The sequence below is a fragment of the Maricaulis virginensis genome (genome assembly GCF_027922185.1).
GTDB classification, from domain to species: Bacteria; Pseudomonadota; Alphaproteobacteria; order Caulobacterales; family Maricaulaceae; genus Maricaulis; species Maricaulis virginensis.
Map to the genome: position 1 here is coordinate 1 of NZ_BSFE01000012.1, position 25,819 is coordinate 25,819.

Sequence of the window (25,819 nt, forward strand, 5' to 3'; positions counted from 1 at the left end):
ACCGAAAATGTGTTAGCCATGTCCCCGAACAGGTGTCAGCCATGTCCCCGGGCTGAACACTTGTTCCGGGGGCTGGCGGCGTTTCAGGCGCAGGCTCAGCCGGGCCCCGGCACAAGGCCGGGGGAAGTGACGTTCGGACGAGACGGAGGGGTGCCGCGCCAGCGGCGTCGTGCTTGAGACAAGCTCCACCGCCTCCCGGCGCTTCGCGCCGGCCCCTTCGACCCCTCCTTCGCCAGGGCTATGGAGGGCCCACTTCCCCACAAGGTGGGGAAGAAAGGTAGCGAGCCCTTTCCCCGGATTTATTCCGGGGCCGGGGGAAGCGGAGAGAGTGGACAAAACAGCCCCAGACAGACAAACGCCCGCCCCCGGGAGGGCGGGCGCTGTGATCGGTCTTCTAGCGCGGCTAGGCGTCGACTTCGGCCTCGAGCGCGTGCTCCTGGATGAAGTCGCGGCGCGGTTCGACGACGTCGCCCATGAGCTTGGTGAAGAGCTCGTCGGCGGTGTCGGCGTGGGTGACCGAGACCTGCAGCAGGGAGCGGGCATTCGGGTCCAGCGTGGTCTCCCAGAGCTGGGACGGGTTCATCTCGCCCAGTCCCTTGTAGCGCTGGATCTTCATGCCCTTGGCCCCGGATGTGGTGACGGCCTCGACCAGCTGGCTGGGCGAATGGATGCGCACAGCACCGGATTTCGGCGCGAACACGGCCGGGCCGGTATAGTCGCCGGCAATCGCAAGCGCGCGTTCGGACAGGCGTTTCGCCTCCGGGCTTTCGCGCAGATTGGCGTCCAGCACCACGGTCTCGGTGACACCGCGAACCTCGCGCTGGAAGATCAGCTGATATTCCTCGCCCAGGCGCGCCGTCCAGCCATCCTCGCCCTCGTCGGCGACGGCGTTGAGGCGGTCGGCGGCCGTCTTTACGGCCTCTTCGGACGGCTCCAGAACCAGCGCGCCGGCCAGGGCGGCCGCTTCCAGGGCAAATCCCGGCGCCCGTGCCGCCAGCCGGTCGATGGAGAGTTTCACGCCCCGTGCCGCAGCGACCCGGGCCGCCAGGTCCTGGCCATAGACGATCTCGCCGTCGGCGAGGGTCAGCGAGGCATCGCTGACACCTTCCTCGATCAGATAGGCGTCCATTTCCGCCTGGTCCTTCACATAACGTTCCGAGCGGCCCTTGGTGATCTTGTACAGCGGAGGCTGGGCGATATAGAGGTAGCCGCGCTCGATCAGCTCTGGCATCTGCCGGTAGAAGAAGGTCAGCAGCAGGGTGCGGATGTGGGCGCCGTCCACGTCGGCATCGGTCATGATGATGACCTTGTGGTAGCGCAGCTTGTCGTAATTGATCTGGTCGCGCCCGATACCCGTGCCCAGCGCCGTGATCAGCGTGCCGACCTGGTCGGACGAGAGCATCTTGTCGAAGCGTGCGCGCTCGACATTGAGGATCTTGCCCCGCAGCGGCAACACGGCCTGGTTCTCGCGGTGACGGCCCTGCTTGGCGGAGCCGCCGGCCGAGTCACCCTCGACGATGAAGAGTTCGGACTTGGCCGGGTCCTTCTCCTGACAGTCGGCGAGCTTGCCGGGCAGGGAGGTGATGTCCAGCGCCGACTTGCGCCGCGTCAGCTCGCGCGCCTTGCGGGCGGCTTCGCGGGCGGCCGCGGCCTCGATGATCTTGGAGACGACCATCCTGGCCTCGTTGGGATGCTCCTCGAACCATTCGGCCAGCGCCTCGCCGACCGCACCCTCGACCGCAGGACGGACTTCAGAGGAAACCAGCTTGTCCTTGGTCTGGGAGGAGAATTTCGGGTCCGGCACCTTCACCGACAGGACGCAGGTCAGGCCTTCTCGGGCATCGTCGCCGGAGATGGCGACCTTGGCCTTGGCGGCCAGGCCGGACGATCCGGCGTAATTGTTGATGATGCGGGTCAGGGCGCCGCGGAAGCCGGCCAGGTGGGTGCCGCCATCGCGCTGGGGGATGTTGTTGGTGAAGCAGAGCACATTCTCGTGATAGCTGTCATTCCACTCCAGCGCCGCTTCCACCGAAACACCGTCACGTTCGCCCTGGATCAGGACGGGCGGGGTGAAGAGCGGCGTCTTGGTACGGTCGAGGTGCGAGACGAAAGCCGCCACGCCGCCCTCATACATCATCGTGTCGGAGAAGGGCTCCGGGCCGCGATCGTCCTTCAGCGTGATCTTCACGCCGGAATTCAGGAAGGCCAGTTCGCGCAGCCGGTGCTGCAGCGTGTCGCGATCGAACTCCGTCATGGTGAAGGTGTCCTCGGAGGGCATGAAGCGGACTTCCGTGCCCTTCTGGCCCTCGGCCTCGCCGACGACCTTGAGGTCTTCCTCGGCTTCGCCCCGGCGGAAGCGCATGTGGTGCTTCTTGCCATTGCGCCAGATGGTCAGGTCCATCCAGTCGGACAGCGCGTTCACCACCGACACGCCCACCCCGTGCAGGCCGCCGGACACCTTGTAGGAATTCTGGTCGAACTTACCGCCGGCGTGCAGCTGGGTCATGATAACCTGGGCCGCGGAGACGCCCTCTTCCTTGTGGATGTCGGTCGGGATGCCGCGACCGTCGTCGCGCACCGAGGCCGAACCGTCGGCATGCAGGCGCACCACGACTTCGGTACAATGGCCGGCGAGCGCTTCGTCGATCGCATTGTCGACGACTTCGTAGACCATGTGGTGAAGGCCGGAACCGTCATCGGTGTCGCCGATATACATGCCCGGGCGCTTGCGCACGGCGTCGAGCCCCTTGAGGACCTTGATCGACTCCGCGCCGTATTCCTGATTCGCTTGTTCCGTCATGGGATTGTTGTACAGGTTTCGTATCCCTGTGACCACTCGCGCGCACACGCGCGTACGCACGCGCGTGTGTCAGTCCGCGGCGTCTTCAGCCCCCGGCCGGGTCATCCGCCGCTTCAGCCAGTTGCGGCCGATCACGCCGATCAGGACCAGCAGCAGCACGGCGCCGCCGACGGCGATCCAGGCCTGCAGGCCGGCGCCCTCCAGCCCCCGGATCGCGGCATGGCTGGCAAAGGCGATCAGCGCCATTTTCGGCACGCTGCCGATCGCGGTGCCGGCCATGAAGTCGCGAAAGCGCATCGGCGTGCAGCCGGCTGCGGCGTTGATCACGATGGAGGGCAAAGTCGGCACGAGACGGATCACCGCGCTGGCCCAGAAACCGTGGCGTGCCAGCTCGTCCATCACGATGGCCGCGTCGGAACCCGCCCGCTCTTCCACCCAGCCCGCCCCGAGCTTGCGGCCGACGGCAAAACCGAGTGCGCAGGCGGCCAGCTTGCCGGCCCAGCTGTATGCAAAGCCAGCCCAGGGCCCGAAGGCGGCCACCATCGCAGCGATCAGTACTGCCTGCGGCGTACCCAGCAGGATCAGCACGAGAAAAAGTACCAGCGCGACCGGCGGCGCCCAGACAGTGCCGCCCGCCGCATCGAGCATGTCCAGACCGCGCCGCGTGATGTCTTCAGGCAGGAGGAAGGCCGCAAAACCGCCGAGCGAGAACAGGGCAACGAGCACAATCAGGGCCACAGCCCGCCCCGGATGGCGCCGGACGAGACCGGCCAGCGCCCCGGGGATCACGGCTCCGCCCGGTACAGCGTCAGCCGCATCTCGTCACCATTGGAATAGTTCTGCCCCTCGACCGTTTCCAGCGCCTGCAATGACAGCTCCAGCGCCGCGGCCTGCGCCAGGAAGGGTGCGGCTTCGGAGGCGTCGATCAGGGCAAGCGAACAGGCCGTGTCCGCCGCCAGCCGGGTCGCGGCGTCAGCGGGATCTGCGGCCAGCACGGTATCATAGGGGCCATGGCGATAGACCAGGCTGGGCTCGCGGAAGGCCGAGGTGACCAGGCGGGTCGGTTCACACGCCGCATGCGCATCGACGGCCGCAATAATGCGCGGCGTCAGCCACAGCGTTTCCAGCCGCGGCATGGTCACGCCATAGACCGTGATCACCGCCAGCGCCCCGCCGGCCAGTCCGGCCGCAAGCGCAGCCGGACGGCGGCCGGTGAGATAAAGGGCAAGCGCTGCGGCTGCCGCGAGGAACACGCCCGCGCCCAGCACGACGAGCACCGGCGAGACAATGCCCTCGGACCAGTGGAACCCGGCCGCCGGCACCGCCGCGACCAGTCCGGAAAAGGCCAGCCACATGACGGCATAGAGCCCGGCCGCAATCTTCAGCCAGAGCGGCGCCTTGCTGTCGCCCGGTGCGAAGATCGCCGCCACGGCCAGCACGGCGAGGGCCGGATAGGTCGGCATCACATAATGGGGCAGCTTGGTGGCGATCAGTTCGTAGGCGATCCAGGCCGGCACGATCCAGCAGATCAGGTAGCGCACGGCCGGGCGGGCCCGGTTTGCCCAGGCCCACCAGCCGGCGAAGACCGCAAACAGCGAGCCCGGCCAGAAGGTCAGCGAGAACAGGCCGAGATAATAGCCCGGCGGGCCGGCATGGGATTGCTGACTCTCGCCCACCTTGCCCATCAGGCTGTCGCCGACGGCTTCGGCGTAGAAGGCGCCGTCGGAGACGATGCCGATGGCGACATACCAGGGCAGGGCGATGAGCAGGAAAAGCGGCACGCCCCAGAGCGGTTTCAGACCGCTGAGCCAGGAAAGCTTGCGATCCCAGGCCAGGAGCGCGGCCAGCGCCAGGCCGATGAAGAGCAGGATGATCGGTCCCTTGATCATCATGCCGGCACCCAGCGCGGCCCAGAACAGGGCCGGCCGCCACCAATGCCCCTGTGGCTGCAGATAGATCCGCATCAGGGCGAGGTGCGCCGCCGTGATCGTCGCCAGCAACACGGCATCGGTCTTGGCGATCCGCGCCTCGAACCCGACGGCCAGGGCCGTTGCGACGAGCAGGCCGGCGCCCAGTCCCGCCGTGCGGCCGAACAGACCGGCCGCTATGGCCGCCGTCATCGCCATAGCGGCGAGGATGCCGAGGAAGGAGGGAATGCGATGCGCCCAGATTGCGCGCTCATCCGCCGTGCCGGTCACGGTCACCGCGATCGATTGCAGCCAGTAGATCCCGGCCGGCTGCAGATAGCGCTGTTCTTCCTGGAAGCGGATGTCGATGAAGTCGCCGGTCTCGACCATCTGGCTGGTCGCGACGGCATAGCGGCCCTCATCGCGATCGACCGGCGGAATGGAGGAAATACCCGGCAACAGGACCGCACAGGACACCAGGACCAGGACAAGCCAGTCCTTCCACCCCAGGCGGCTGGCGGCCTCGCTCACGGGCGGCGCTCTTCGATGCGGCCGGGCGCCTTGGTCCGCCGCACCAGCCAGATCACACCCATCGTGTCGAATATGCCGACAAAGGCGCGGCCGATATTGGTGTATTTCGACTGGCCGGCATGGCGCGCGCGGTGACGCACCGGATGATTGATCAACGGATGGCCATAGCGCTGGAACAGGGCCGGCAGGAAGCGGTGCATGCCCTCGAAACAGGGCAGCATCAGGAAGGCCTCGCGCGGGAACACCTTCACGCCGCAGCCGGTATCGGGGCAGTGATCGCCCAGCACGGCCGCACGGAAACCGTTGGCGATGCGGGTCGCCACAAGCCGCGAGACCGGATCGTTGCGCCGCACACGCGTGCCGGCGACCAGCGGCGCCTCACCCTCGGCGGCCCAGGCTTTTTCCAGCATGTCGGGAAGATCGGCCGGGTCGTTCTGCCCGTCGCCATCCATGGTCGCGATCCAGGGCGCGCGGGCGGCCAGGACGCCGGAGCGGACGGCCTGCGACTTGCCGCAGCGGCGGTCATGGCGAATAACGCGAACGCGCGGATCCTTCGCCGCGATATCCTGCAGGATCTCCGGCGTGGCATCGCTCGACCCGTCATCGACAAAGACGATCTCGAACTCACCGGCGCGTTCCATTTCGCGCAGCGTTTCCTCGCACACGGCGGCGACATTCTCCGCCTCGTCGAGCACGGCGATCACGACGCAGGCCCGCGGTCCCTCGCCCGACCGCTCCGGCCGCCGGAAATCGATGCTTGTCGGATCGCTCATTTCCCTGCCCCGATCATTGCGCCGCGAGTGTGTGCCGCTTCGGCGCCGGTTACAAACCTCAATCGCCGCATCATGCGTCCGATGGCCCGCATGCTAGCGCGCCACCAGAAGCAGAATGGCGATACCGGTCATGACCAGCCCGGTCACGATGTCCGCGCCGCGCCGGACCGCCGGCGTCACCAGCCATTCGCGGGCCCGATGCGCCCCGCCGATATAAGCGCCCGCCGTAAGCACGGCCAGCACGGTCATCATGGCCAGCATCAGCGCATAAGTGGCCGGTGTGATCGCCTCGAGCGGCACAAAGGCCGGCACCAGGGTCAGATAGAAAACGATGGGCTTGGGATTGGACAGCGGCATGGCGACGCCCGCAATGAAAGTCGCGGCATGGCTGCGCTTCGAGCCCGCCCTGAAGACCGGTTTCGGCCGGGCGCCGGTCCAGGCACTCCAGAATGCCCGGAACGCCATCCAGGACAAGTAGGTCACGCCCACCAGCTTGGCCGCCAGCCAGAAGCCGGACAATTGCGTTGCCAGCGCCGACAACCCCGTCACGGCCAGGGTGAACCAGAACATGTCGCCCAGCAAAATGCCGGATCCGTAGATCGCCGCATTCACCGGCCCGGCATCCAGCGTCCGCGCCACCATCGCCGCAATCCCGGGGCCCGGCGTGATGAACAGGACCAGCAAGGCACCGGCAAACAGAAGAAAATTTTCGGGGGTCATGCCGACCGCTCCACACGAGCCGCATCGACCTCGAAATACTGCACCCGCTCTGCAAAAGGCTCGAACAGGATGCGCTCGACGCCGGTCAGCCAGGCCTGGGAGCCGGTGGCGAGGATTTCGCGGGCGAGGCCCTCGCGGCGGGGTGCGTCCAGATGGGCGCAGGCCTCGTCGAACAGCAGGAGCGGGGCAACGCCGCCCTGCCGGGCGAGCGCCCGGGCCTGGGCCAGCGCGAGGGTGAGGATCAGCGCCTTCTGCTCGCCGGTCGAGCAATCGCCGGCGGCCTGGTCCTTGTCGCGATGCCGGGCGACAAGCTCGGTCCTGTGGGGGCCGCGTGTCAGGGTGCGGCCGGCCGCACCATCCCGCCGCCGGCCGTCCCTTAGTGCCGCGGCAAACCTGTCTTCGGCCGCCCCGGCATCCAGCCCGTCCGCCAGATCGGCCTCGACCGCGCCGTCGAGTGCCAGATCGGCCTGCGGGAAGGCGCCCTCCGGACGGGCGTCGATCTCGCCCTGCAGACGGATCAGCGCATCGAGCCGCGCCGCGGCCATGGCCACGCCATGACCGGCCATCTCGCTTTCCAGCGCGTTGAGCCAGGCCGGATCCGCCTGACCCTCGTCCAGCAGGCGCTGGCGGCGCGTGCGTACCTTGTCATAGGCCGTCGCCGCTTCGGCATGGGCGGGATCGGCAGCGTAGACGAGCCGGTCGAAGAATTTCAGCCGGTCGGCCCGGGGACCGGCGAACAGGCGGTCCTGGGCCGGCGTCAGCCAGATCATCGGCACCAGCCGTGCCAGTTCGCCCTGGGGTGCAGGTTCGCCGTCGATCCGGGTTTCGCGACGCCCGCCATTGCGCGCGCCGACACCGAGACGGACCTCGCCATCCCGCGTTTCCATCTCGGCGAAGACGGCCCAGGCCTCAGCCGGACCCGACGCATCCTTGCGGGCGACGCCCTCAGCCCCGGCCGAGCGCAGGCCGCGCCCGGGCACAAGAAAGGAAAGCGCTTCGAGCAGATTGGTCTTGCCCGCCCCGTTGGCGCCGTAGAGCGCGACCGGCGTCGGGTCCAGTTCCAGATCGAGCGCGGCATAGCAGCGGAAATCGGTAAGCCGCAAACGACGAACCGCCGCAGGCGGAACCGGCGGCGGTGTCGGAGTCTCGTATTCGGCAGACCCGTCCGTCACACCCGCAACGGCATCAGCACGTAAAGCGCGTCTTCATCGCCGCTGTCGGTCACCAGGGCCGGCGACGCCGCATCGGCAAAGTGGAACCGCGCCTCGTCGCCCTCGATCTGCGAGGCGACATCGAGCATGTAGCGGGCGTTGAAGCCTATGGCGAAACTTTCGTCAGAATAGGACACCGCCAGCTCTTCTTCGGCCTGGCCGCTTTCCGGATTGTTGACGGCGAGCGTCAACGTGTCCTGGCCCAGAGACAGTTTCACCGAGCGCGATTTCTCGACGGAGATCGTGGCGACACGGTCGACAGCCTCGGCGAAACGCTTGTTCTCGACCGACATCACCCGGGTATTGCCGCGCGGGATGACGCGCTCATAATCCGGGAAAGCACCGTCGATCAGCTTGGAGGTCAGCACGGCCCGGCCGAGACGGAAACGGATCTTGCCTTCGGAAACGGAGACCTCGACATCATCGTCGGCGTCTTCCAGCAGACGGCGGACTTCCTGCACGGTCTTGCGCGGCACGATCACGCCCGGCATGCCGTCCGCCCCGTCCGGCAGATCGATCTCGGCCAGCGCCAGACGCACGCCATCGGTCGCGACAGCGCGCAGCGTCTTGCGGCCGTCATGCTCGGCGGCATGCAGATGGATGCCGTTGAGATAATAGCGGGTCTCTTCCGTCGAGATCGCGAAACGGGTCTTGTCGATCACGCGCGCCAGTTCGCTCGCGGGGACCGAGAAACGGTGTTCGAGATCCTCGGTCGGCATGACCGGGAAATCCCCCGGCGGCAGGCAGGGCAGCGAGAAATTCGACCGGCCGGCCTTCAGCGTCAGCCGCGGATCGCCGCCGGTCATCTCCAGCGTCACATCGGCACCGTCCGGCAGTTTGCGGGTGATGTCGTAGAGCGTGTGCGCCGGCGCGGTCACCAGACCCTCGCCCTCGCAGCTCGCATCCGTCGTCTCCAGGATCTCGATATCGAGATCGGTGGCTGCGAAACTCGCGCCATCCGGCCCGGCCGAGATCAGGACATTGGACAGGATCGGGATCGTGTTGCGCTTTTCGACGACGGCCTGAACATGGCCCAGGGCCTTCAGGAGCGTTGCGCGCTCAATCGTCAGCTTCATGTCTTACGTCCGCTTGCACATTGGCGGCATCACCGCAGCGTGACACCGGGTCGGTCGGGACAGCACGGCGGGCAAATCACCCCGTGCCGAAACAGGTGGGTCAAAGAGGATACATGAAAACGCGCATTCGCAAGAGATTTCTCCAGCGCCCGCGCCTTCTCCACAACTGACACTGACCGGACGGCCCGGACGTCAGCCCTGCAACTCGCGGGTCAGACGGTCGATATCGTCGCCCACCGGATCCCCGGCTTCCAGCAGGGCCGTGACCTTGTTGACCGCGTGGATGACGGTGGAATGGTCCCGTCCGCCGAAGCGCCGGCCGATATCCGGCAGCGAACGCGTCGTCATCGTCTTGGCCAGATACATCGCCACATGCCGCGGCCGCACGACGCTCTGGGTGCGGCGCTTGGAACAGATATCCGCCGGGGTCACACCGTAATGGCTGGCGACGGCTTTCTGGATGTCGTCCACTGTCAGGCGGCGCTCGGAATTCAGCGACAGTTCGCGCAGCGCCGTGGACACGGCTTCCATCGTCACCGGCAGGCCGAGCAGGGCCGTGCGGCAGATGACGTTGTTCAGAACACCTTCCAGCTCGCGCGGTCCTGTGGTGATGCGGGCTGCAAGAAAATCACGCACCGCCTCCGGCACGTCGAGCACCGGATAGTGGCACTTGGCCTGGGCGATCTTGCAGTCGAGAATCTGGCGGCGCAGATCGAGATCGGGCTTGCCCAGCGGGCAGGACAGGCCGCCCGTCAGCAGCGAACGCAGCCGGTCGTCGGACACCTGCAGCTCGGCCGGCGGCCGGTGCGAGGCCAGCACGACCTGCTTGTTCTCGGCGATCAGTGCCGCGATCGTGTTCAGAAGCTCGTCTTCCGTCTTCAGCTTGCCGGCGATGAAATGAACATCGTCGATCAGCAGCACATCGACGCCACGCACGGTTTCCTTGAAGGCGATCGTGTCGCGTGCCCGCATGGCGGTCACGAAGCCGGACAGGAATTCCTCGGCGGTCAGATAGAGCGCCTTGCGCGGCCGCGAGGTGTGTTCGAAGGCGCTCGCCATGGCGTGCATGAGGTGGGTCTTGCCGACGCCGTAGTCACCGTAGAAGAAAACGGGATTGAAGGGCGGAGTCTGGGCACCGACCACGGTGCGCGCCGCTGCGGCCGCAACCTCGTTGGCCGGACCGACCCGGAAGCTGTCGAAGGTGAAACGGGTCTCGCCGATCGCGGGATCCGCCGCCGACCCGGACGTCGTCTGCGCCTCTTTCACCGGCGGTTCCGCAGCAAGCCGCGCCGCCGGTTCAGCCCGCCTTGCGACCACGGGTTGAGCCTCACTGCTGCCCTCATCGACAAGGTGAACGGCACGATGTGTGGCATCGAGCTCGGACCAGATCGCGCGAATTCTCGCTCCCCAATGGTCCTCCACCCAGTCACGATTGAACTGGCTCGGGGCAACGATGACAACCGCACCGGACTCCGAAACACTGACCCGGAGACGGGCGATTTCCTGGGAGTAAAGTGCCTGACCGCACTCGTCCCGGAGCCGGGATCTCACCTGGCGCCAGATAGCCGAAATGCCACCGGTTCCATCGACTTCAAAGCCCGCTGTCTTTGCCTCTGCCACAGCCAGTTTGTTCAACGCCATCGTTCGCCACACTTTTGTTTTTATCACGCGATTGCGCGGTTCAGGTGTTTGTTTTTTAGGCGCAAATCTTCCCACCCAACGAGACGGATCGCCTCGTCGATATCGGAAATTTATCCGCATGGGATTGGTCGCCCTCAGTGGCCCAGAGGTTACGCCTTCCCCGGTTATGGTCAACCGGATTCAACGCCTGATTCTGGAGATTCTTCGCTTGACACGAGAAATCCGTGATCGGATCGAAGCTTGTCGTTTACGACGGATTTACGACACTCATAACGGTCTTTTTTCGCGACAAAGCCGACGCATCCGGCTGGCTGGAAATCAAGTCCGGCGATGAGCCGTTGCTCATCCGTATCAGGAATAAAATATCAATGATTTGGCACCACCGGAACCCGCTCACGGGCCGAGCTTGCCCGAGCCCGCCAGAGTCCGGCCAAAGAAAATGCGCCCGGAACGTGTGTTCCGGGCGCATCGCATTTCTTCGTCGTTTCAGCGACGGCCGATCAGGCCGACATCGCCTTCACGCGGGCCGAAAGGCGCGAAACCTTGCGCGAGCCGGTATTCTTGTGAAACACGCCATTGGAGACGGCGCGCATCATTTCCGACTCTGCCTTGACCAGGGCCGTCTTGGCCTCGGCCTGGTTGCCGGCCGCAATCGCCAGCTCGACCTTCTTCACGAAAGTCCGGACACGCGAGCGGCGCGCCTTGTTGACAGCCGTGCGGCGCGCGATCTTGCGAACCATCTTCTTGGCCGAGTTTGTATTGGCCATGGATCCTAACCTCTTCATGCGGCCGGGCGCTTGAGGCGGCCGGCGAAATCCGTGAGCGGCGGCGTATAGGCCCTTGCAGCCGGGCCGTCAACCGCCGTAATGCGCTTTGACCGCTAGCGGTGCTTGAAATGCGGGGCGCGCTTCTCGGCGAAGGCCGCCATGCCCTCGCGCTGGTCTTCCAGGGAGAATTGCGACTGGAAGACACGGCGTTCGAACAGAACGCCTTCCGTGAGACCCACCTCGAAGGACCGGTTGATCGCTTCCTTGGTCATCATGGCGACCGGCAGCGACTTGGTGGCGATCGCCTCTGCCGCTTCCATCACCGTGTCCATGAGGTCGTCAGCCGGGACAACACGCGAGACCAGGCCGGCCCGCTCGGCTTCCTCGGCGTCCATCATGCGGCCGGTGAGGCACAGATCCATGGCTTTGGCCTTGCCGACGGCGCGCGGCAGGCGCTGCGTCCCGCCCGAGCCCGGCATGACACCGAGATTGATTTCCGGCTGACCGAACTTGGCGGTCTCCGACGCGATAATGAAATCGCACATCATGGCGATCTCGCAGCCGCCGCCCAGCGCATAGCCGGACACAGCCGCAATGATCGGCTTGCGGAAACGTGCGACGGATTCCCAGGTCTGCGCGAACGGGTCGTTCAGGTAGAGGCTGACCTGGTCGCGGCTCTGAAGTTCCTTGATGTCCGCGCCTGCAGCAAAGGCCTTGCGCGAGCCGGTCAGCACGACGCAGCCAATGTCCTCATCGCGCTCGAAAGCCGCCAGAGCCTCGGCAAGTTCGCCGGTCAGCGCATCGCAGAGCGCGTTGAGCGCCTCGGGGCGGTTCAGCGTGATGACGCCGACCCGTCCTTCGGTCTTAACCTGTATCGTCTTGTAGGCCATTCGGCACTCCATGTGACGGCGCGGAAACCCCCGCGCGGAAAATCCGCGCCGCTATAACGCACGGCGGCGCGAGCGTCGATACCGGCGCGTTCGCCGGAGTCACCCGCCCGCGCCTCCAGTGCGCGATCCGCTACTGGCGGACGACCTCGTAACCCTCGTCACGCAGCAGCTCGATCACGCCTTCATCACCGGGCAGGTGTCCCGCACCCACCGCGATGAAGACCGTGCCTTCGCCTTCGAGGATCGCCTCGATCTGCGGGATCCAGTTCCGGTTGCGCTGCACGATCACGGCCTCATAGACCTCCGGCTCGTCTTCCCGCATGTCGCCGTTGACGAACTGGTCAAGCGCTTCGACATCGCCGGTCGCCCAGGCCCGCACCATGTCGTCGACTTCCTGCGGCAGATCTTCCAGTTCGTGCAGCGTCTCCGCGAAACCGCGGACCTGGACCTCTTCGGGAATACCGGCGAGGAAGCCGATCTGCTCGGCAGCGGTTTCGAAATAGCCGAACTCGGTGTCGGTGCCGTCAACGCGGGCGATCAGCTGCATCTCGGTTCCCGCAGCCGGGTTGAAGCCCATCTGCTGGATCCTGGCGACGCTGAGCATGAGCTGGGCAAGCCAGGGGCGGAGCGGGTCCAGCGCTGCCGGCGCGGCTCCGACGCTCGGCGCGACTTCGGCGAGAAGCTCGCGGGTTTCCTCGTCCAGCATGGAGGACAGCGTTACCCCCTGCGGATTGAGGCCGTATTGCGGGATTAGCGTCTGCATCTGGGCCTGGGCTTCGGGGCTGTGCACATCGGCTTCCAGATAGAGGGTCTGCGCGGAATCGACCGCCTCCATCAGGGCACCGGTCTGCCAGTCCAGCGTATCCGGCAGGATGTGGAAGGTGCCGAAGATGTACACGTCCGAGTCCGCATCGGAGACACGCCACAGCGCCGGGTCTGCTTGAACGTCCGAATAGTCGATGGCAGCGGGCTGGGCCTGGGCCATGGCAGCACCGGCCAGAAACCCGGCCAGGACGGCGGTTCCGGCTGCGAGCGCGGGGCGCATGCGGATCAGTCGGGAAACAGGAAGCATGAGGTTTTTCTCCTTGGAGCGCAGATCAATGACAGGCTTTCTAGGCGAGATCGCGGCACGTGTTATCCGGGATTGTAGGGATAGCGTTCCCTGCGCGACAGCACCACCATAGATGGAGAAGCCCGGGAACCTAACGTTGACAGGACGGGCAGAAGAAGGTCGATCGCGAAGACTGGACGATCCGGCCGATCGTGCCGGAACATCCCTCGGTCGCACACGCTTCGCCTTCGCGGCCATAGGCCCTGAAGCGGTGCTGGAAATAGCCCAGCGCGCCGTCGGCCGCCGCGAAATCGCGCAAGGTCGATCCCCCAGCGGCAATCGCCTCGTCGATCACGCTCCGAACCACCGGCGCCAGCCGTTCTGCCCGCCGACCCGGAATACTGGACGCCAGCCGCCGCGGGCTGATCCCGGACCGGTGCAGCGCCTCGCAGACATAGATATTGCCGAGCCCCGCGACGATTTTCTGGTCCAGCAGCGCCGACTTGATCGGCGTCCGACGCCCCGTCAGCACCTCGGACAGATAGGCGCCGGAGAAACGGTTCTCGTTCGGTTCGGGGCCGAGCCCGGCCAGATAAGGGCTGTCACTGTCACGCTCGAACAGGTCCATGAAACCGAAGCGGCGGGGATCATTGTATCGGATCGTCACGCCGCCCTCGACGTGCAGGACAACATGGTCGTGGCGCGGATTGGCCGGCGCTGCATGCACGAAATCGCCCGGCTGTACCGCCCCCTGCTCGGCCTCGATCGAGTAGCGCCCGGACATGCCCAGATGCGAAAGCAGCGTCAGGTCACCGTCCAGGCGGATCAGCAGGTATTTGGCGCGGCGGTCGATGCGTAGCACCCGCCGGCCGGTCAGCCGGTCGGCAAAGCCGGCTGGAAAAGGAAAGCGCAGATCGGCGCGGTTCTGTTGCACGGACAGGATCCGGCGCCCTTCCAGGGCCGGCACGAGACCGCGTCTTACGGTTTCAACTTCGGGAAGCTCGGGCATGGCGCTCCATCCTTTTTGCCTGTATCGCCCCGTTCCGGCGCTGCGGACAAGCACGCTCCCGCTGCGACACTGCGAACCGCCCGGGCCGCTTTCCCCGCATCGCGCCCGGGTTTATGGTCGCGCAATGACCGAGACCCAGACCCATTCCACCGTCTCCTTCGGCTTCACCGATGTTGCCCGCGAGGAAAAGGCCGGCCTTGTGCGCGGCGTGTTCGATCGTTCGGCACGGCGCTACGACCTGATGAACGACCTGATGTCTGTCGGGGTGCATCGGGTTTGGAAGGATATGGTGATCACCCGCGCCAATCCGCAGCCCGGCGAGCGGCTGATCGATGTCGCCGGCGGCACGGGAGACCTCGCACGCAGTTTCCTGGTGAAGGCCGATCGCGCGGCGGCCAGGCGCGGCGATCCGCGGCGTGCCGAGGCCATCGTGCTGGACATCAACGAGCAGATGCTGCGCGCCGGTGTGAAGCGCGGCGTATCGGACCGGCAATCCGGTCGCATCCAGTGGGTAACCGGCAATGCCGAATGCCTGCCTCTGCCCGACCGCTCGGCACACTGCGTGACGATCTCGACCGGGATCCGCAATGTTACCGAGCGCCTCACGGCACTCAGGGAGATGCGGCGCGTGCTCAAGCCCGGCGGCCGCTTCCTCTGCCTGGAGTTCACACGGCCGACCAGCCGGGCCTGGGAAAAAATCTACGACGCCTGGTCGTTCAACGTGATCCCGGAACTCGGCGCCCACATCGCCAAGGATCGCGAAAGCTACCAGTATCTGGTGGAGTCGATCCGGCGTTTCCCGGATCAGGAAACATTTGCCGCAGAGCTGCGCGAGGCCGGTTTCAACCGCGTCAGCTATACCAACTTCTCCGGCGGGATTGCCGCTCTCCACACGGGCTGGGCCTAGGTCTCGTCCGTTTCGCCGGCGCGCTTGCGGCGCAGCCAGGCCTTGGCGGCCGTCACCGTGTCAAAGAGTTTCAGGCCCGGCGCATAGGCGTCACGGCCAAAATTGACCCAGTACTCGACCAGTGGCTTCTGGGTCGCGTTTCCGCAGACCTGTGCGGAATAGTTCGGCGTATCGCCATAGTGCTCGGCAATGAATGCGACCAGATCGTTCCGGACCCGCCGGAAATCCTCGGCCGTGATACCGCCGAGCAGCCCGTCATCATACACCACGATCCGGTCGCAATGCGGCGTCCAGCCCGGCATCGCCACCAGGCGGCGCATGACCTCAAGCGCATCCTCGATCGCCACCTCGCCCTGGTAGCGAATGACGGCCCACTGGTTTTCACGGTCGAGGTCGATTGTATGTTTCACGGCACAACAATCCGATACCCGCTGCGCACAGGCAAGCATTCTTGCCGGCCGCTTGCCGCGCGACTTCACGCCACGCTCGCCAAACGGCGCTGCAGACACTAAACCGGCTTTCGATGCTTGCCTCCCTCGCCTCCTTTTTCCGTCTTGTGCGTGCCCTGGTCACCCTGGCACGGCACGATGCGATCCTGCCGGCCGAATACCAGTCGGTCTATCCGGCTTCTGCGCGCATGCTGGGCCGGGTCACGCGCCTGTTCGCCCGCCGCGGCGGAGCGGACAATCCCGGCGAGCGCCTCGCCCGGGCCCTGGAGTCGCTGGGACCCTCCTATGTGAAGTTTGGCCAGATCCTCGCGACGCGCGGCGATGTTGTCGGTGAGCGCTTTGCCCGCGGCCTGGCCCGCCTGCAGGACAAGATGCCGCCCTTCGGCGACACCGAGGCCCGCAAGGTCCTGGCAGAGGAATTCGGCGCGCCGGCCGGGGAATTGTTCGCCGAGCTGGGACCGCCGGTCGCGGCGGCCTCGATCGCCCAGGTCCACAAGGCCCGCACCGCCGACGGCCGGGACGTCGCGGTGAAAATTCTCCGGCCCGATGTGGAACGCCGCATTGCGCGCGACATCCGCACGCTGTCGCTCGGCGCCTCGCTCGCCGAGCGTTTCGCACCGGCTTCGCGCCGCCTTGAGCCGCGCAAATTCGTGGACACGGTGTCCCGCTCGCTGATGGTCGAGACCGACCTGCGTCTTGAGGCCGCCGCCGCGTCCGAACTCTCCGAAGCGGCAGCCGTCGCCGAGGGCTATCGTATTCCGGCAGTCGACTGGTCACGCTCCAGCAAGCGTGTCCTGACCACGCAGTGGATCGATGCCATACCGCTGTCCGACATCGAGCGCGTGGCGGAGAGCGATCTGGACCGGCCGGCCCTGGCGACGCGCCTCACCCGGGCCTTCCTGGCAACCGCCCTCGATCGCGGCGTGTTTCATGCCGACATGCATGCCGGCAATCTCTTCGCCGGGGAGGATGGTACCGTCTGGGCTGTCGATTTCGGGATCATGGGGCGGATCGGCCGGGCGGAGCGGCGCTTCCTCGCCCTCATCCTGCACGGCTTCCTGACCCGCGATTACATGGCCGCCGCCCGCGCCCATTTCGCGGCCGGCTATGTGCCCCAGCACCATTCGGTAGAGGACTTCGCCAGTGCGCTGCGGGCGGTCGGCGAGCCGATCTTCGGCAAGCGGGCCGACGAAGTGCCGATGTCGCGCGTGCTGCTGCAGCTCTTCGAGATCACCGACCTGTTCGACATGCGCCTGCGCCCGGAACTCGTCATGCTGCAGAAGACGATGGTCCAGTGCGAGGGCGTGGCCCGCCAGCTCGACCCCAAGCACGACATGTGGGGCGCCGCAGCGCCGGTGGTCGAACGCTGGATGAAGCGCGAGCTGGGCCCTGAGGGGCGCATCCGCGATCTGGGGGAGGACCTGCAACGGCTGCACGATGCTGTGCGCCAGCTGCCCCGTGCCATCGACGACTGGGCCGAGGTCGGCGCAATGCTCAAGGCGGGCGAGCTGAAACTGGGCGGCAGCCCGCGCATCCGCCCGTGGGCCCTGCGCATTGCCTGGCTGGCAGCCGCGGCAGCGGCTGGTGCCTTCGCCGCACAGGCTCTTTTCTAGTTTTAGCGGTTCTCTACACCTTCCCTCAAGGAAGGTGTGATTGACTGCTTGCATGGCAAGGCACGACGCGATCCCGAACGAGCAGCGCGAGATCCAGCGCGAGTTCTTCCGCATCGATGCGGAGACGGCGGAGCGTATCCGCCATCTCAAGCCGCGCCTGATGACCTATGCGCAGGAAGCCCTGGAGACGGTGTTCGATCACCTGATGGGCAATCCGGAAGTCGCGCACTATTACGAAATCGCCGAGAACGTCACCTATCTGCGCGCCGGCATGCTGGCCCATTGCGAACGCCTTTTCGCGGCGCGCTATGACCACGCCTACTACGCCGCCACCGACGAGATGGGCGAACGCCATTCGCGCCTGGAATACCACTCGCACGTCTACACCGCGGCCTATACCAACACGTTCGCGCGCATCGTCGAGCTGGCCATGTCGGACCGCCACCGCTTCACCGTTGACGACATCACGGCCCTGACGCGGGTGACGGTGTACGACATGGAACTGACCGTTGGCGCCTTCTACCGGCATCGGATGGAAAAGCGCGATGCGCTGGCGCAGGACACCGAGAAGGTCCGCGAACTGCTCGCGGCGAGTTGAGCGGCCCGGCGCACCCTTCCTCTTGGGATTTGCGCCCGGAAGCGCTACCTGTCTTCCCGTCCTGACGGGAGATGAGCCTTGTCCAGTCCGCGCATCCTGCTGATCATCGGCGGTGGTATCGCCGCCTATAAATCCCTCGAACTCATCCGCGAGCTGAAACGCCGGGAGATCGGCAGCCGCTGCATCCTGACGAAGGCCGGCGCTGAATTCGTCACGCCGCTGAGTGTTTCGGCCCTTTCGGACGAGAAGGTCTATGCCGACCTGTTCAATCTCACGGACGAAGCCGAGATGGGGCATATCGAGCTGTCCCGTTCGGCAGACCTCATTGTCGTCGCACCGGCCACCGCCGACCTGATGGCCAAGGCCGCCACCGGCATGGCCAACGATCTGGCTTCCACCACACTGCTCGCCACCGACAAACCCGTGCTGATGGCGCCCGCGATGAATGTGCGCATGTGGCTGCATCCGGCCACCCAGCGGAACCTGGCAACCCTCACCGGCGACGGCGTTCATTTTATCGGTCCCGACGAGGGCGACATGGCTTGCGGGGAACACGGACCTGGTCGCATGGCCGAGCCGGGAACGATTGCCGGCAAGATCGAGAGCCTGCTGAATGTCTGAGCCGCTGGCCGGCCGCCACGTCCTGGTCACGGCCGGACCGACGCGCGAGCCGATCGACCCCGTACGCTTCATCTCCAATCATTCTTCCGGCAAACAGGGCTATGCCATTGCCGCCGCCTGCGCTGCGCTGGGTGCCCGGGTGACACTGGTCGCCGGACCGACCGCCCTGACCGATCCGGACGGTGTGGTGACAGTCCATGTAGAAACGGCGCGCGACATGCTCGATGCGGTCGAGACAGCCTTGCCTGCAGACGTCTTCATCGCCGTGGCGGCCGTGGCTGACTGGCGCCCGGCCCAGCCCTCCGACCGCAAGCTGAAGCTGGACAAGGCCAGCTTCTCCAGCCTGCCGCTGGTCGAGAATCCCGACATCCTCAAGACGATCTCGCGCCGCGACACAGACCGCCCGGGCCTGGTCATCGGCTTTGCTGCCGAGACCCACGACGTCGAAGCGCTCGCCCGCGCCAAGCGCGAGCGCAAAGGGTGCGACTGGATCGTCGCCAATGATGTCTCCGGCGATGTGATGGGCGGCGCGGAGAACGCCGTCCTGCTGGTCACCGCCGAAACGTCCGAGGCCTGGGAGCGCGCGCCCAAGGGCGTGGTTGCGGAAAAGCTGGCAAACCGGATCGCATCGGCCCTCGCCTGACTTGCCTCGCACCGCGACGCATCGGAAAACAGGGCAACATCCAGACCATGAAGGCCGCCGCACATGACCGTATCCGTCCGCATCAAACCGCTCGATCACTATGAAGGCCTCGCCCTGCCGGCTTATGAGACCGCACAGTCCGCCGGCATGGATCTGCGCGCCGCCATCGATGAAGACGCGCCGGTCACCATTCCGCCGGGCGAGTGGCGGCTGATCCCGGTGGGCATTGCGATCGCCCTGCCGGCCGGCTACGAAGCCCAGGTGCGCCCCCGCTCGGGCCTGGCTGCCAAGTTCGGTGTTTCCTGCGTCAACACACCGGGTACGGTGGATGCCGACTATCGCGGCGAGATCCGCGTCAACCTGATCAATCACGGCAAGGCCGATTTCGTCGTCAATCGCGGCGACCGCATCGCCCAGATGATCATCGCCCCGGTCACGCAGGCCGTCTGGGACGTCGCCGATACGCTCGACGAAACCGCACGCGGTGAGGGCGGTTTCGGCTCGACCGGCGTCTGACAAAAAGGAGCACCCCCAATGACCGAACAACCCGGACGCGGACGCGTCTACGCCTCCATCGCCGACACGGTCGGCAGCACGCCCCTCGTCGAGATGAGCGGACTGGCAAAGGCCCATGGCGTGAAGGCCCGCATCCTCGCCAAGCTGGAATTCTTCAACCCGCTGGCCAGCGTCAAGGACCGGATCGGCGTGGCGATGATCGACGCGCTGGAAGCCGCCGGCAAGCTGGGTGAGGGCACGGTGATGGTCGAGCCGACCTCGGGCAATACTGGGATCGGGCTCGCCTTCGTTGCCGCTGCGCGGGGCCACAAGCTGATCCTCACCATGCCGGAGAGCATGTCGATCGAGCGCCGCAAGCTTCTGAAATATCTCGGCGCCGAGCTCGTCCTCACCGAAGCGGCCAAGGGCATGAAGGGCGCCATCGTGAAGGCCCAGGAAATCATCGACGCCACGCCCGGCGCGGTGATGCCGAGCCAGTTCGCCAACCCGGCCAATCCGGAGATTCACCGCAAGACCACGGCGCTGGAGATCTGGAACGACACCGGCGGCGAGGCCGATGTGCTGGTCGCCGGCGTCGGCACGGGCGGCACGATCACGGGCTGCGCCCAGGTGCTCAAAGAGAAGAAGCCCGGCTTCCATGTCGTGGCCGTCGAGCCCGAAGACAGCCCGGTCCTGTCCGGCGGCGATCCCGGCCCGCACAAAATCCAGGGCATCGGCGCGGGCTTCGTGCCGTCCATCCTGGAAACCGACCTGATCGACGAGATCGTCACGGTTTCCAATGCCGCCGCCTTCTCCACCGCCCGCGAAGCCGCCCGCACCGACGGCGTGCCCGGCGGCATTTCCTCCGGCGCCGCCCTCAAGGCGGCCCTGGAAATCGCCAAACGCCCGGACATGGACGGCAAGACCATCGTCGTGATCCTGGCCAGCTGTGCGGAACGCTATCTGTCGACCGCGCTGTTCGAGGACGAGTAGGGCCCAAGGCTTCCCCTGCGAAGCGGGGGAAGTGCCGAGCGTAGCAAGGCGATGGGGGAAAGTGCGCGCTGACGCGCTCCGCGGCGCTTTCGCGCCGCCCCTCAGTCCGCTACGCGGACAGCTCCCCCGCAAGCGGGGCGAGCCCTTTGCCGCCTAAGCCTCCACGCTCGCCGGCGCCGGGTCGCAGAAGCTGCGCACGTCGAAAATGCGCGGGTCCGAGATGATGTCGCCGGGGGTCAGCGGGCGCGATAGCTCCAGCCCCTCCAGCGAGCGGGCGCGCGACAGGGCGACATAGGCCTGCCCGTGTGCGAAGAGGCGGCGGGCTAGATCGAGATAGACCTTGTCCAGCGTCAGCCCCTGGGCCTTGTGGATCGTCATCGCCCAGGCCAGGCGTAGCGGATACTGGGTGAAGCTGCCGGCGGTTGTCTTGGTCAGCGCCTGGGCTTCCGGATCGAAGGCATAGGCGTTGCGCTCCCATTTCTGTGGCTCCACGGCATAGGTCGTGTCCCCGATGCGCACGCGCACGGCCTTCTCGTCAAAACCCTCGACCTCCCCCAGCGTGCCATTGACCCAGCGCCCCGCCGGATCATTGCGGGTGAGCATGACGCGAGCGCCGATCTTCAGTGTCAGCGGTTCCTCTGCCGGAAACAGCCGCGTATCGAACTGGCCTTCCACCCTGGCCTCGAATGCCCGCCCCGGTGTGCGCAGCCCTTCCAGCCGTGCGGAATTGATCCGCCAGGCGGCCTCATTCGTCGAGGTCAGCACGATATGGGTCAGCGAGGCTTCCAGGCCGGAGCGGCCGGTCACCCGGTGATTCAGCTCCGCCGCTTCGTCGGACGTCAGGTCGCCTTCGCGTACGGCATTGAGGATGTTGATGAAATACTCGTCGGTCTGGCGAAAGACCTGCTCAAGCTCGACCAGCGAGAAACCCGCCTGGCGGAAGGGTTCCGGGTTGAAGAAGAAGGGCCCGCCGAACGTGCTCTCCAGATACTCTGCTTCAGCCCCCTGGATCACCGGCGGCAATTGCGCGAGATCGCCCACGAGCACGACCTGCACGCCGCCAAACGGCTCGTCACGTTCGCGATTGACCCGCAGCGCCTTGTCGATCGCCCACATCATGTCGGCCCGCACCATGGAGATCTCGTCGATCACCAGGGTTTCCAGCGCCTGCACCACGCGGCGATGCCGCACCTTGCGGATATCGCGTGCGCCGATCATGCGCGGCGGAAAATGGAAGAAGGAGTGGATGGTCTGCCCGCCCGCCTGCATTGCCGCCACCCCGGTCGGCGCGATCACCGCAGCACGATTGCCCGCCCGGCGCAGGAACTCGCGCATAAGCGTGGTCTTGCCCGTGCCCGCCCGGCCCGTGATGAAGACATTCGGCCGCGCCCCCGTCAGCCAGTCCAGCAGGCGCGACTGCTGGTCGGAGAGGGTCGGCTGGACCGAGGCAAGCTGGGAAACAGTGGACATGCCCGCAAACTGGCCGGGTTCGGGTGAAAAGCATAGTGCGAAGCGGCAGCGTGCTTGATAACCGCCCGGCAATCCGCCACCTCTCCCGCATGACAGACGAGATCGATATCGAGCGCTTTGCGCGCCACATCGTGCTGCGCGAGATCGGCGGGCCGGGCCAGCAAGCTCTGGCGCGTGCCCATGTCGCCATGATCGGCGCGGGCGGGCTGGGCGCCCCGGCTGCGCTCTATCTCGCCGCAGCCGGTATCGGCCGCATCACGCTGATCGATCCGGACACGGTGAGCCTGGACAATCTGCAGCGCCAGATCCTGTTCCGCACGGCGGATGCCGGGCGCGCCAAGGTCGAGACGGGGGCGCAGGTCCTGAATGCTCTCAATCCCGGCACAGAAGTCGTCGCGGTCCGCGAGGCCCTCGATGCCGGCAATGCCGAAAGCCTGCTGGCAGGTACCGATCTGATCCTGGATGGCTGCGACAATTTCGAGACCCGTTTCGCAGTCAATGCCGTCAGCCGCAGGCTGGGCATTCCGCTCATCTCCGGCGCGGTCGGGCGGTGGGACGGGCAGGTTTCGCTGTTCAACGCCTCACCGGACGCACCCTGCTATCGCTGCTGGGTGCCGGAAATTCCGCCAGACGCCGAGACCTGTGCCCGCGTCGGCATTGTCGGAGCGCTGGTCGGGGTCGTCGGCTCGATGATGGCACTGGACGCCATCAAGCATGTCTGCACAGCCGGAGAGACTCTGGACGGGCGGATCTGGCTGTTCGACGGGCTGTCGATGGAGAGCCGGACGGTGAAGCTGCCACGCGATCCCGATTGCCCGGTGTGCGGCCGCTAAGGGCGGTCCGCGGTCCGGTTCTCGCACCGGCGCGCCCGGGCCAGCAGAAAGCCGCCAGCGACCGTCGCGGGCAAAAGGGTGAATATCTGCGACAGCGCAAGATTGCCACTCAATGCGCCGATAGCGATCCAGGCCAGCAGGCCGAAGAGGATGATGCCGACCCCTGCAAGCCGGACATGCCCGGCGTCCCACGCGCTCAAACTCATTCCACCCTCACCGTCATCGCCTCGCCGTCAATTGCAGGCCGAGCCCGATGGCAATGCCGGGAAGAAGCCCGAAGGTGAGCCCCAGCAACAGGTTGGAGGTCGCCAGGCCGATGATCAGCCAGAGCAGCAGGCCGATACCCAGCCCCGCAGCAAATCCCAGGGGGCGTCCCAGGCGGGATCCGAGCGGGGCTGGGCCATGCGACCCGGAAGGGGGTGTTTCCGGTTTTGCCATGACACACCATTTAGCGCGTCAAGGCTGACCGGAAACTGGTCACAGGTTTAAATCTTGGTCACGATCCGGGCCTACTCGTAGGCAAAATCATTGCCGACGGCATCATTGTAGAGTGTCTGCACCATGCGGTCGGTGGTGATGAAACGCCAGTTCCAGTCATCGTGCAGGTCCGCCAGCGGCTCGGCCGCCCTTACGGCTTCCAGATCGGCACCGCCCTCGACAAGGGTGCGCACCCGGAACGCCGCTTCGCGCAACATGTCGATCGAGGCCTGCAGGTCGGCGCGGGTCGAGAGCGGCCCATGGCCCGGAATGATGCGCGTCTCTTCACCGGCGATTTCCATCCCGCGCTCCATGGCCGCGATATAGCCGTCGACCGTGCCGCCCGCCGACAGGTCGATGAAGGGGAAGAGGCCGGAGAACATGACGTCGCCCATGTGCAGCACGTCCGCCTCGCGGAAATAGACCAGCGCATCGCCATCGGTATGGGCGGTGGGCACGTGCGTGACTTCGACCGTCTGCCCGTTCATGTGGAAGGTGAGGTCCTCACCGAAGGTGATGATCGGCAGGGTGGCCGGGCTCTGCGCCCATTCATCGTCGGCATCGGCCAGGCGGCGGCGAATATTGTGATGCGCCGCGATGGTCGAGCCCAGCTCGGCAAAATGCGCATTGCCGCCGGTATGATCGCCATGCCAGTGCGTGTTGACGATGAAGCGCGGCGCATTCGTGCCGGAGACCGCCACGACGGCGCCCTCGATCACCGACGTTGTGTTCGGCAGCTGATCGTCGACCATCACCACACCGTCATCGCCGGCAAGCACGGCGAGATTGCCGGCAATGCCGGTCGACATCATGAAGATGCCATCGCCCATATCGGTCGTTTCGACCTGGACATCCTCGCTCTGGCGCATCCGCACGCCGGCCTCGGCCGCGCGCGGCACGACACTGCCAGCGGCGAGAAGCGCAGCAACACTTGTTATCGCAAGACGAAAGCTCATCCTGTCCCTCCCTGAATAGGTTCAGCCGATCCGGCTGCCTGACTGAAGATATAGGAAGGCGCGCTGCGATTTCATCTTTGCCGGTTTTGCGCGGCGGGTTCATGCTGGATGCGCGTTGGGACGCACCGCTTTTACGGCCTGTTCACCGATCCCGGGCACAGGCTTGGTGGAAGGAGTCCGTTTCATGCGCCGCTCGATCATGCTTGCCCTCGCCCTCTCGGCCGCCGCCCTGGCATCGGCCGCTTCCGCTTTCGCGCAGGACGACAGCGATCGGGCCGACACGCCATCAGGCCAGCAGGTCCCGCGCTTTGTCAGCCTGAAAGTGGACGTCGCCAACGGCCGCTCCGGACCGTCCCGTTCCCACCCCATCGCCTGGCGGTATGTGCGGGCGGGTCTGCCGATGGAAGTGATCGCGGAAACCCCGGACTGGCGCCGTGTCCGCGACCCCGATGGCGAGGTCACCTGGATGCACCGGTCGATCCTGTCCGGCCGCCGTTCGGTCTGGACGCTTGACGAAACACCCTTGCATGCGCGCGACAATGGCGACTCGCCGGTCGAGGCGATTGCCGGGCCGGGCGTCGTTTTGTCGCTCGAACGCTGCCGCACCGGCTGGTGCCGTGTCGAGGCGCAGGGTTATCGAGGCTGGGCAAGGACGGACACGCTGTGGGGCGTGTATCCGGAGGAAAGAGCGGATGCCGAGACGCAGACGGGCGACGGCAGCGCCGTCTTGAGCACCACCCGCCCGCGTGATACCGCTCTGCCCTGATCCACCCGGCCGGCCTTCGGACCGGGTCCCAGTGACCAGCCCGGCGGCCACCTTCTTCCGGCCGTACGCGGCGCAACCGATCGGCTACATGACTGAACGCCAAAGCTCTTTCAGCTACGAAGACCTGATTGAATCCAGTGAAGGCCGGATGTGGGGCCCCGAGAACGCCCAGCTTCCCGCACCGCCCATGCTGATGATGGACCGCATCGTCCATATCGACGAAGACGGCGGCGAATACGGCAAGGGGCATATCGTCGCGGAACTGGATATCAATCCCGATCTCTGGTTCTTCGATTGCCACTTCAAGGGCGACCCTGTGATGCCCGGCTGCCTGGGCCTCGACGCCATGTGGCAGCTGGTCGGTTTCTTCCTGTGCTGGAAGGGCAATCCGGGCAAGGGCCGGGCGCTCGGCGTCGGCGAAGTGAAGTTCAAGGGCGAGATCAAGCCGGAGACCAAACAGGTCCGCTATATCATCGACCTGAAACGCGTCATCCAGCGCCGCCTTATCATGGCCATCGGCGACGGACGTGTCGAAGCCGACGGCAAGACCATATATACAGCGAAAGATCTGCGCGTGGGCCTGTTCAAGCCCGGCGAAATGGCCTCACCCCAGGAGACCTGA

General features: G+C 66.0%; 25 protein-coding genes and 1 pseudogene. 9 read left to right on the forward strand and 17 right to left on the reverse strand.

Annotated elements, in window-relative coordinates; genetic code table 11:
- Nucleotides 1-403: 403 nt before the first annotated feature.
- From gyrB to mutM, 12 genes are all read right to left on the reverse strand, one after another.
- Complete coding sequence (gyrB, locus tag PKE71_RS15550) at nt 404-2,800, reverse strand: DNA topoisomerase (ATP-hydrolyzing) subunit B (protein ID WP_271187919.1); 2,397 nt, start codon at nt 2,798-2,800, stop codon at nt 404-406.
- Between the two features lie 69 nt (nt 2,801-2,869).
- Nucleotides 2,870-3,538, reverse strand: a complete 669-nt coding sequence (locus PKE71_RS15555; protein ID WP_271187920.1) for a TVP38/TMEM64 family protein — start codon at nt 3,536-3,538, stop codon at nt 2,870-2,872.
- A 47-nt stretch (nt 3,539-3,585) separates the two neighbouring features.
- Complete coding sequence (locus PKE71_RS15560) at nt 3,586-5,238, reverse strand: ArnT family glycosyltransferase (RefSeq protein ID WP_271187921.1); 1,653 nt, start codon at nt 5,236-5,238, stop codon at nt 3,586-3,588.
- Nucleotides 5,235-6,011: a glycosyltransferase family 2 protein gene (locus PKE71_RS15565; RefSeq protein ID WP_271187922.1), complete on the reverse strand. Its 777-nt coding sequence runs from the start codon at nt 6,009-6,011 to the stop codon at nt 5,235-5,237. Before PKE71_RS15565 ends, PKE71_RS15560 begins: the two co-directional genes overlap by 4 nt.
- Before the next feature lie 93 nt (nt 6,012-6,104).
- A complete protein-coding gene (locus PKE71_RS15570) occupies nt 6,105-6,731 on the reverse strand; it encodes a LysE family translocator (RefSeq protein WP_271187923.1) in 627 nt (208 codons plus the stop codon).
- A complete protein-coding gene (recF, locus tag PKE71_RS15575) occupies nt 6,728-7,834 on the reverse strand; it encodes a DNA replication/repair protein RecF (RefSeq protein WP_407069891.1) in 1,107 nt (368 codons plus the stop codon). Before recF ends, PKE71_RS15570 begins: the two co-directional genes overlap by 4 nt.
- A 65-nt stretch (nt 7,835-7,899) precedes the next feature.
- Complete coding sequence (dnaN, locus tag PKE71_RS15580) at nt 7,900-9,018, reverse strand: DNA polymerase III subunit beta (protein ID WP_271187925.1); 1,119 nt, start codon at nt 9,016-9,018, stop codon at nt 7,900-7,902.
- A 192-nt stretch (nt 9,019-9,210) separates the two neighbouring features.
- Complete coding sequence (gene dnaA / locus PKE71_RS15585; protein WP_373878825.1) at nt 9,211-10,569, reverse strand: chromosomal replication initiator protein DnaA; 1,359 nt, start codon at nt 10,567-10,569, stop codon at nt 9,211-9,213.
- Between the two features lie 590 nt (nt 10,570-11,159).
- Nucleotides 11,160-11,426 carry a 30S ribosomal protein S20 gene (rpsT, locus tag PKE71_RS15590; protein WP_271187927.1) on the reverse strand — a complete coding sequence of 89 codons (267 nt, stop codon included), beginning with the start codon at nt 11,424-11,426 and terminating at the stop codon, nt 11,160-11,162.
- 113 nt (nt 11,427-11,539) lie between these two features.
- The gene (locus tag PKE71_RS15595; protein ID WP_271187928.1) at nt 11,540-12,316 is read right to left on the reverse strand and encodes an enoyl-CoA hydratase; all 777 of its coding nucleotides are present in this window, start codon (nt 12,314-12,316) and stop codon (nt 11,540-11,542) included.
- A gap of 130 nt (nt 12,317-12,446) precedes the next feature.
- Entirely contained in the window at nt 12,447-13,388 is a 942-nt protein-coding gene (locus PKE71_RS15600) for a TraB/GumN family protein (protein ID WP_271187929.1), read from the reverse strand.
- 130 nt (nt 13,389-13,518) lie between these two features.
- Nucleotides 13,519-14,376 (reverse strand): bifunctional DNA-formamidopyrimidine glycosylase/DNA-(apurinic or apyrimidinic site) lyase, encoded by an 858-nt coding sequence (gene mutM, locus PKE71_RS15605; RefSeq protein WP_271187930.1) that lies wholly within the window; start codon nt 14,374-14,376, stop codon nt 13,519-13,521.
- 124 nt (nt 14,377-14,500) lie between these two features.
- Here mutM and PKE71_RS15610 point away from each other — a divergent pair, with 124 nt between their 5' ends.
- The gene (locus tag PKE71_RS15610; protein ID WP_271187931.1) at nt 14,501-15,283 is read left to right on the forward strand and encodes a class I SAM-dependent methyltransferase; all 783 of its coding nucleotides are present in this window, start codon (nt 14,501-14,503) and stop codon (nt 15,281-15,283) included.
- Here PKE71_RS15610 and PKE71_RS15615 read toward each other — a convergent pair.
- Nucleotides 15,280-15,693 carry a hypothetical protein gene (locus tag PKE71_RS15615; RefSeq protein WP_271187932.1) on the reverse strand — a complete coding sequence of 138 codons (414 nt, stop codon included), beginning with the start codon at nt 15,691-15,693 and terminating at the stop codon, nt 15,280-15,282. The genes PKE71_RS15610 and PKE71_RS15615 overlap by 4 nt on opposite strands.
- A 113-nt stretch (nt 15,694-15,806) precedes the next feature.
- Here PKE71_RS15615 and ubiB point away from each other — a divergent pair, with 113 nt between their 5' ends.
- The 5 genes and pseudogenes from ubiB (at nt 15,807) to cysK (ending at nt 20,695) form a co-directional block, all read left to right on the forward strand.
- Nucleotides 15,807-17,345 (forward strand): 2-polyprenylphenol 6-hydroxylase, encoded by a 1,539-nt coding sequence (ubiB, locus tag PKE71_RS15620; protein WP_271187933.1) that lies wholly within the window; start codon nt 15,807-15,809, stop codon nt 17,343-17,345.
- 52 nt (nt 17,346-17,397) lie between these two features.
- A complete protein-coding gene (locus PKE71_RS15625; protein ID WP_271187934.1) occupies nt 17,398-17,943 on the forward strand; it encodes a protoglobin domain-containing protein in 546 nt (181 codons plus the stop codon).
- A 78-nt stretch (nt 17,944-18,021) separates the two neighbouring features.
- Nucleotides 18,022-19,207: pseudogene (coaBC, locus tag PKE71_RS17665) on the forward strand (bifunctional phosphopantothenoylcysteine decarboxylase/phosphopantothenate--cysteine ligase CoaBC).
- 63 nt (nt 19,208-19,270) lie between these two features.
- Nucleotides 19,271-19,723 (forward strand): dUTP diphosphatase, encoded by a 453-nt coding sequence (gene dut / locus PKE71_RS15640; protein WP_271187937.1) that lies wholly within the window; start codon nt 19,271-19,273, stop codon nt 19,721-19,723.
- Nucleotides 19,724-19,741: 18 nt separating this feature from the next.
- Nucleotides 19,742-20,695: a cysteine synthase A gene (gene cysK, locus PKE71_RS15645; protein WP_271187938.1), complete on the forward strand. Its 954-nt coding sequence runs from the start codon at nt 19,742-19,744 to the stop codon at nt 20,693-20,695.
- A 153-nt stretch (nt 20,696-20,848) separates the two neighbouring features.
- On the opposite strand, the gene PKE71_RS15650 is transcribed toward cysK, so the two are convergent.
- Complete coding sequence (locus PKE71_RS15650; protein ID WP_271187939.1) at nt 20,849-22,165, reverse strand: ATP-dependent DNA helicase; 1,317 nt, start codon at nt 22,163-22,165, stop codon at nt 20,849-20,851.
- An 89-nt stretch (nt 22,166-22,254) separates the two neighbouring features.
- On the opposite strand from PKE71_RS15650, the gene PKE71_RS15655 reads away from it, so the two are divergent.
- Nucleotides 22,255-22,998 carry a HesA/MoeB/ThiF family protein gene (locus tag PKE71_RS15655; RefSeq protein ID WP_373878827.1) on the forward strand — a complete coding sequence of 248 codons (744 nt, stop codon included), beginning with the start codon at nt 22,255-22,257 and terminating at the stop codon, nt 22,996-22,998.
- On the opposite strand, the gene PKE71_RS15660 is transcribed toward PKE71_RS15655, so the two are convergent.
- The 3 genes from PKE71_RS15660 to PKE71_RS15670 all read right to left on the reverse strand — a co-directional run bounded on the left by PKE71_RS15660 (nt 22,995) and on the right by PKE71_RS15670 (nt 24,431).
- Complete coding sequence (locus PKE71_RS15660; RefSeq protein WP_271187941.1) at nt 22,995-23,204, reverse strand: hypothetical protein; 210 nt, start codon at nt 23,202-23,204, stop codon at nt 22,995-22,997. The two genes, PKE71_RS15655 and PKE71_RS15660, sit on opposite strands and share 4 nt — an antisense overlap.
- A 13-nt stretch (nt 23,205-23,217) precedes the next feature.
- A complete protein-coding gene (locus PKE71_RS15665) occupies nt 23,218-23,436 on the reverse strand; it encodes a hypothetical protein (RefSeq protein ID WP_271187942.1) in 219 nt (72 codons plus the stop codon).
- A 71-nt stretch (nt 23,437-23,507) separates the two neighbouring features.
- Nucleotides 23,508-24,431: an MBL fold metallo-hydrolase gene (locus PKE71_RS15670; protein WP_271187943.1), complete on the reverse strand. Its 924-nt coding sequence runs from the start codon at nt 24,429-24,431 to the stop codon at nt 23,508-23,510.
- Nucleotides 24,432-24,615: 184 nt separating this feature from the next.
- Between PKE71_RS15670 and PKE71_RS15675 the strand changes: the two genes are divergently transcribed.
- Together PKE71_RS15675 and fabA are read left to right on the forward strand one after the other, a co-directional pair.
- A complete protein-coding gene (locus PKE71_RS15675) occupies nt 24,616-25,197 on the forward strand; it encodes an SH3 domain-containing protein (RefSeq protein WP_271187944.1) in 582 nt (193 codons plus the stop codon).
- Nucleotides 25,198-25,285: 88 nt separating this feature from the next.
- On the forward strand, nt 25,286-25,819 hold the full coding sequence (gene fabA, locus PKE71_RS15680; RefSeq protein WP_271187945.1) for a bifunctional 3-hydroxydecanoyl-ACP dehydratase/trans-2-decenoyl-ACP isomerase: 534 nt from the start codon (nt 25,286-25,288) through the stop codon (nt 25,817-25,819).

What these genes read in the sequence shown, in the direction of transcription:
- dut (WP_271187937.1), top strand. Translation starts at nt 19,271, where the DNA reads ATGACCGTATCCGTCCGCATCAAACCGCTCGATCACTATGAAGGCCTC.
- PKE71_RS15665 (WP_271187942.1), bottom strand. Translation starts at nt 23,436, where the DNA reads ATGGCAAAACCGGAAACACCCCCTTCCGGGTCGCATGGCCCAGCCCCG.
- rpsT (WP_271187927.1), bottom strand. Translation starts at nt 11,426, where the DNA reads ATGGCCAATACAAACTCGGCCAAGAAGATGGTTCGCAAGATCGCGCGC.
- PKE71_RS15625 (WP_271187934.1), top strand. Translation starts at nt 17,398, where the DNA reads ATGGCAAGGCACGACGCGATCCCGAACGAGCAGCGCGAGATCCAGCGC.
- PKE71_RS15650 (WP_271187939.1), bottom strand. Translation starts at nt 22,165, where the DNA reads ATGTCCACTGTTTCCCAGCTTGCCTCGGTCCAGCCGACCCTCTCCGAC.
- PKE71_RS15675 (WP_271187944.1), top strand. Translation starts at nt 24,616, where the DNA reads ATGCGCCGCTCGATCATGCTTGCCCTCGCCCTCTCGGCCGCCGCCCTG.
- PKE71_RS15670 (WP_271187943.1), bottom strand. Translation starts at nt 24,431, where the DNA reads ATGAGCTTTCGTCTTGCGATAACAAGTGTTGCTGCGCTTCTCGCCGCT.
- PKE71_RS15600 (WP_271187929.1), bottom strand. Translation starts at nt 13,388, where the DNA reads ATGCTTCCTGTTTCCCGACTGATCCGCATGCGCCCCGCGCTCGCAGCC.
- PKE71_RS15655 (WP_373878827.1), top strand. Translation starts at nt 22,255, where the DNA reads ATGACAGACGAGATCGATATCGAGCGCTTTGCGCGCCACATCGTGCTG.
- cysK (WP_271187938.1), top strand. Translation starts at nt 19,742, where the DNA reads ATGACCGAACAACCCGGACGCGGACGCGTCTACGCCTCCATCGCCGAC.
- PKE71_RS15595 (WP_271187928.1), bottom strand. Translation starts at nt 12,316, where the DNA reads ATGGCCTACAAGACGATACAGGTTAAGACCGAAGGACGGGTCGGCGTC.
- PKE71_RS15570 (WP_271187923.1), bottom strand. Translation starts at nt 6,731, where the DNA reads ATGACCCCCGAAAATTTTCTTCTGTTTGCCGGTGCCTTGCTGGTCCTG.
- gyrB (WP_271187919.1), bottom strand. Translation starts at nt 2,800, where the DNA reads ATGACGGAACAAGCGAATCAGGAATACGGCGCGGAGTCGATCAAGGTC.
- fabA (WP_271187945.1), top strand. Translation starts at nt 25,286, where the DNA reads ATGACTGAACGCCAAAGCTCTTTCAGCTACGAAGACCTGATTGAATCC.
- ubiB (WP_271187933.1), top strand. Translation starts at nt 15,807, where the DNA reads ATGCTTGCCTCCCTCGCCTCCTTTTTCCGTCTTGTGCGTGCCCTGGTC.
- PKE71_RS15610 (WP_271187931.1), top strand. Translation starts at nt 14,501, where the DNA reads ATGACCGAGACCCAGACCCATTCCACCGTCTCCTTCGGCTTCACCGAT.
- dnaN (WP_271187925.1), bottom strand. Translation starts at nt 9,018, where the DNA reads ATGAAGCTGACGATTGAGCGCGCAACGCTCCTGAAGGCCCTGGGCCAT.
- PKE71_RS15565 (WP_271187922.1), bottom strand. Translation starts at nt 6,011, where the DNA reads ATGAGCGATCCGACAAGCATCGATTTCCGGCGGCCGGAGCGGTCGGGC.
- PKE71_RS15660 (WP_271187941.1), bottom strand. Translation starts at nt 23,204, where the DNA reads ATGAGTTTGAGCGCGTGGGACGCCGGGCATGTCCGGCTTGCAGGGGTC.
- mutM (WP_271187930.1), bottom strand. Translation starts at nt 14,376, where the DNA reads ATGCCCGAGCTTCCCGAAGTTGAAACCGTAAGACGCGGTCTCGTGCCG.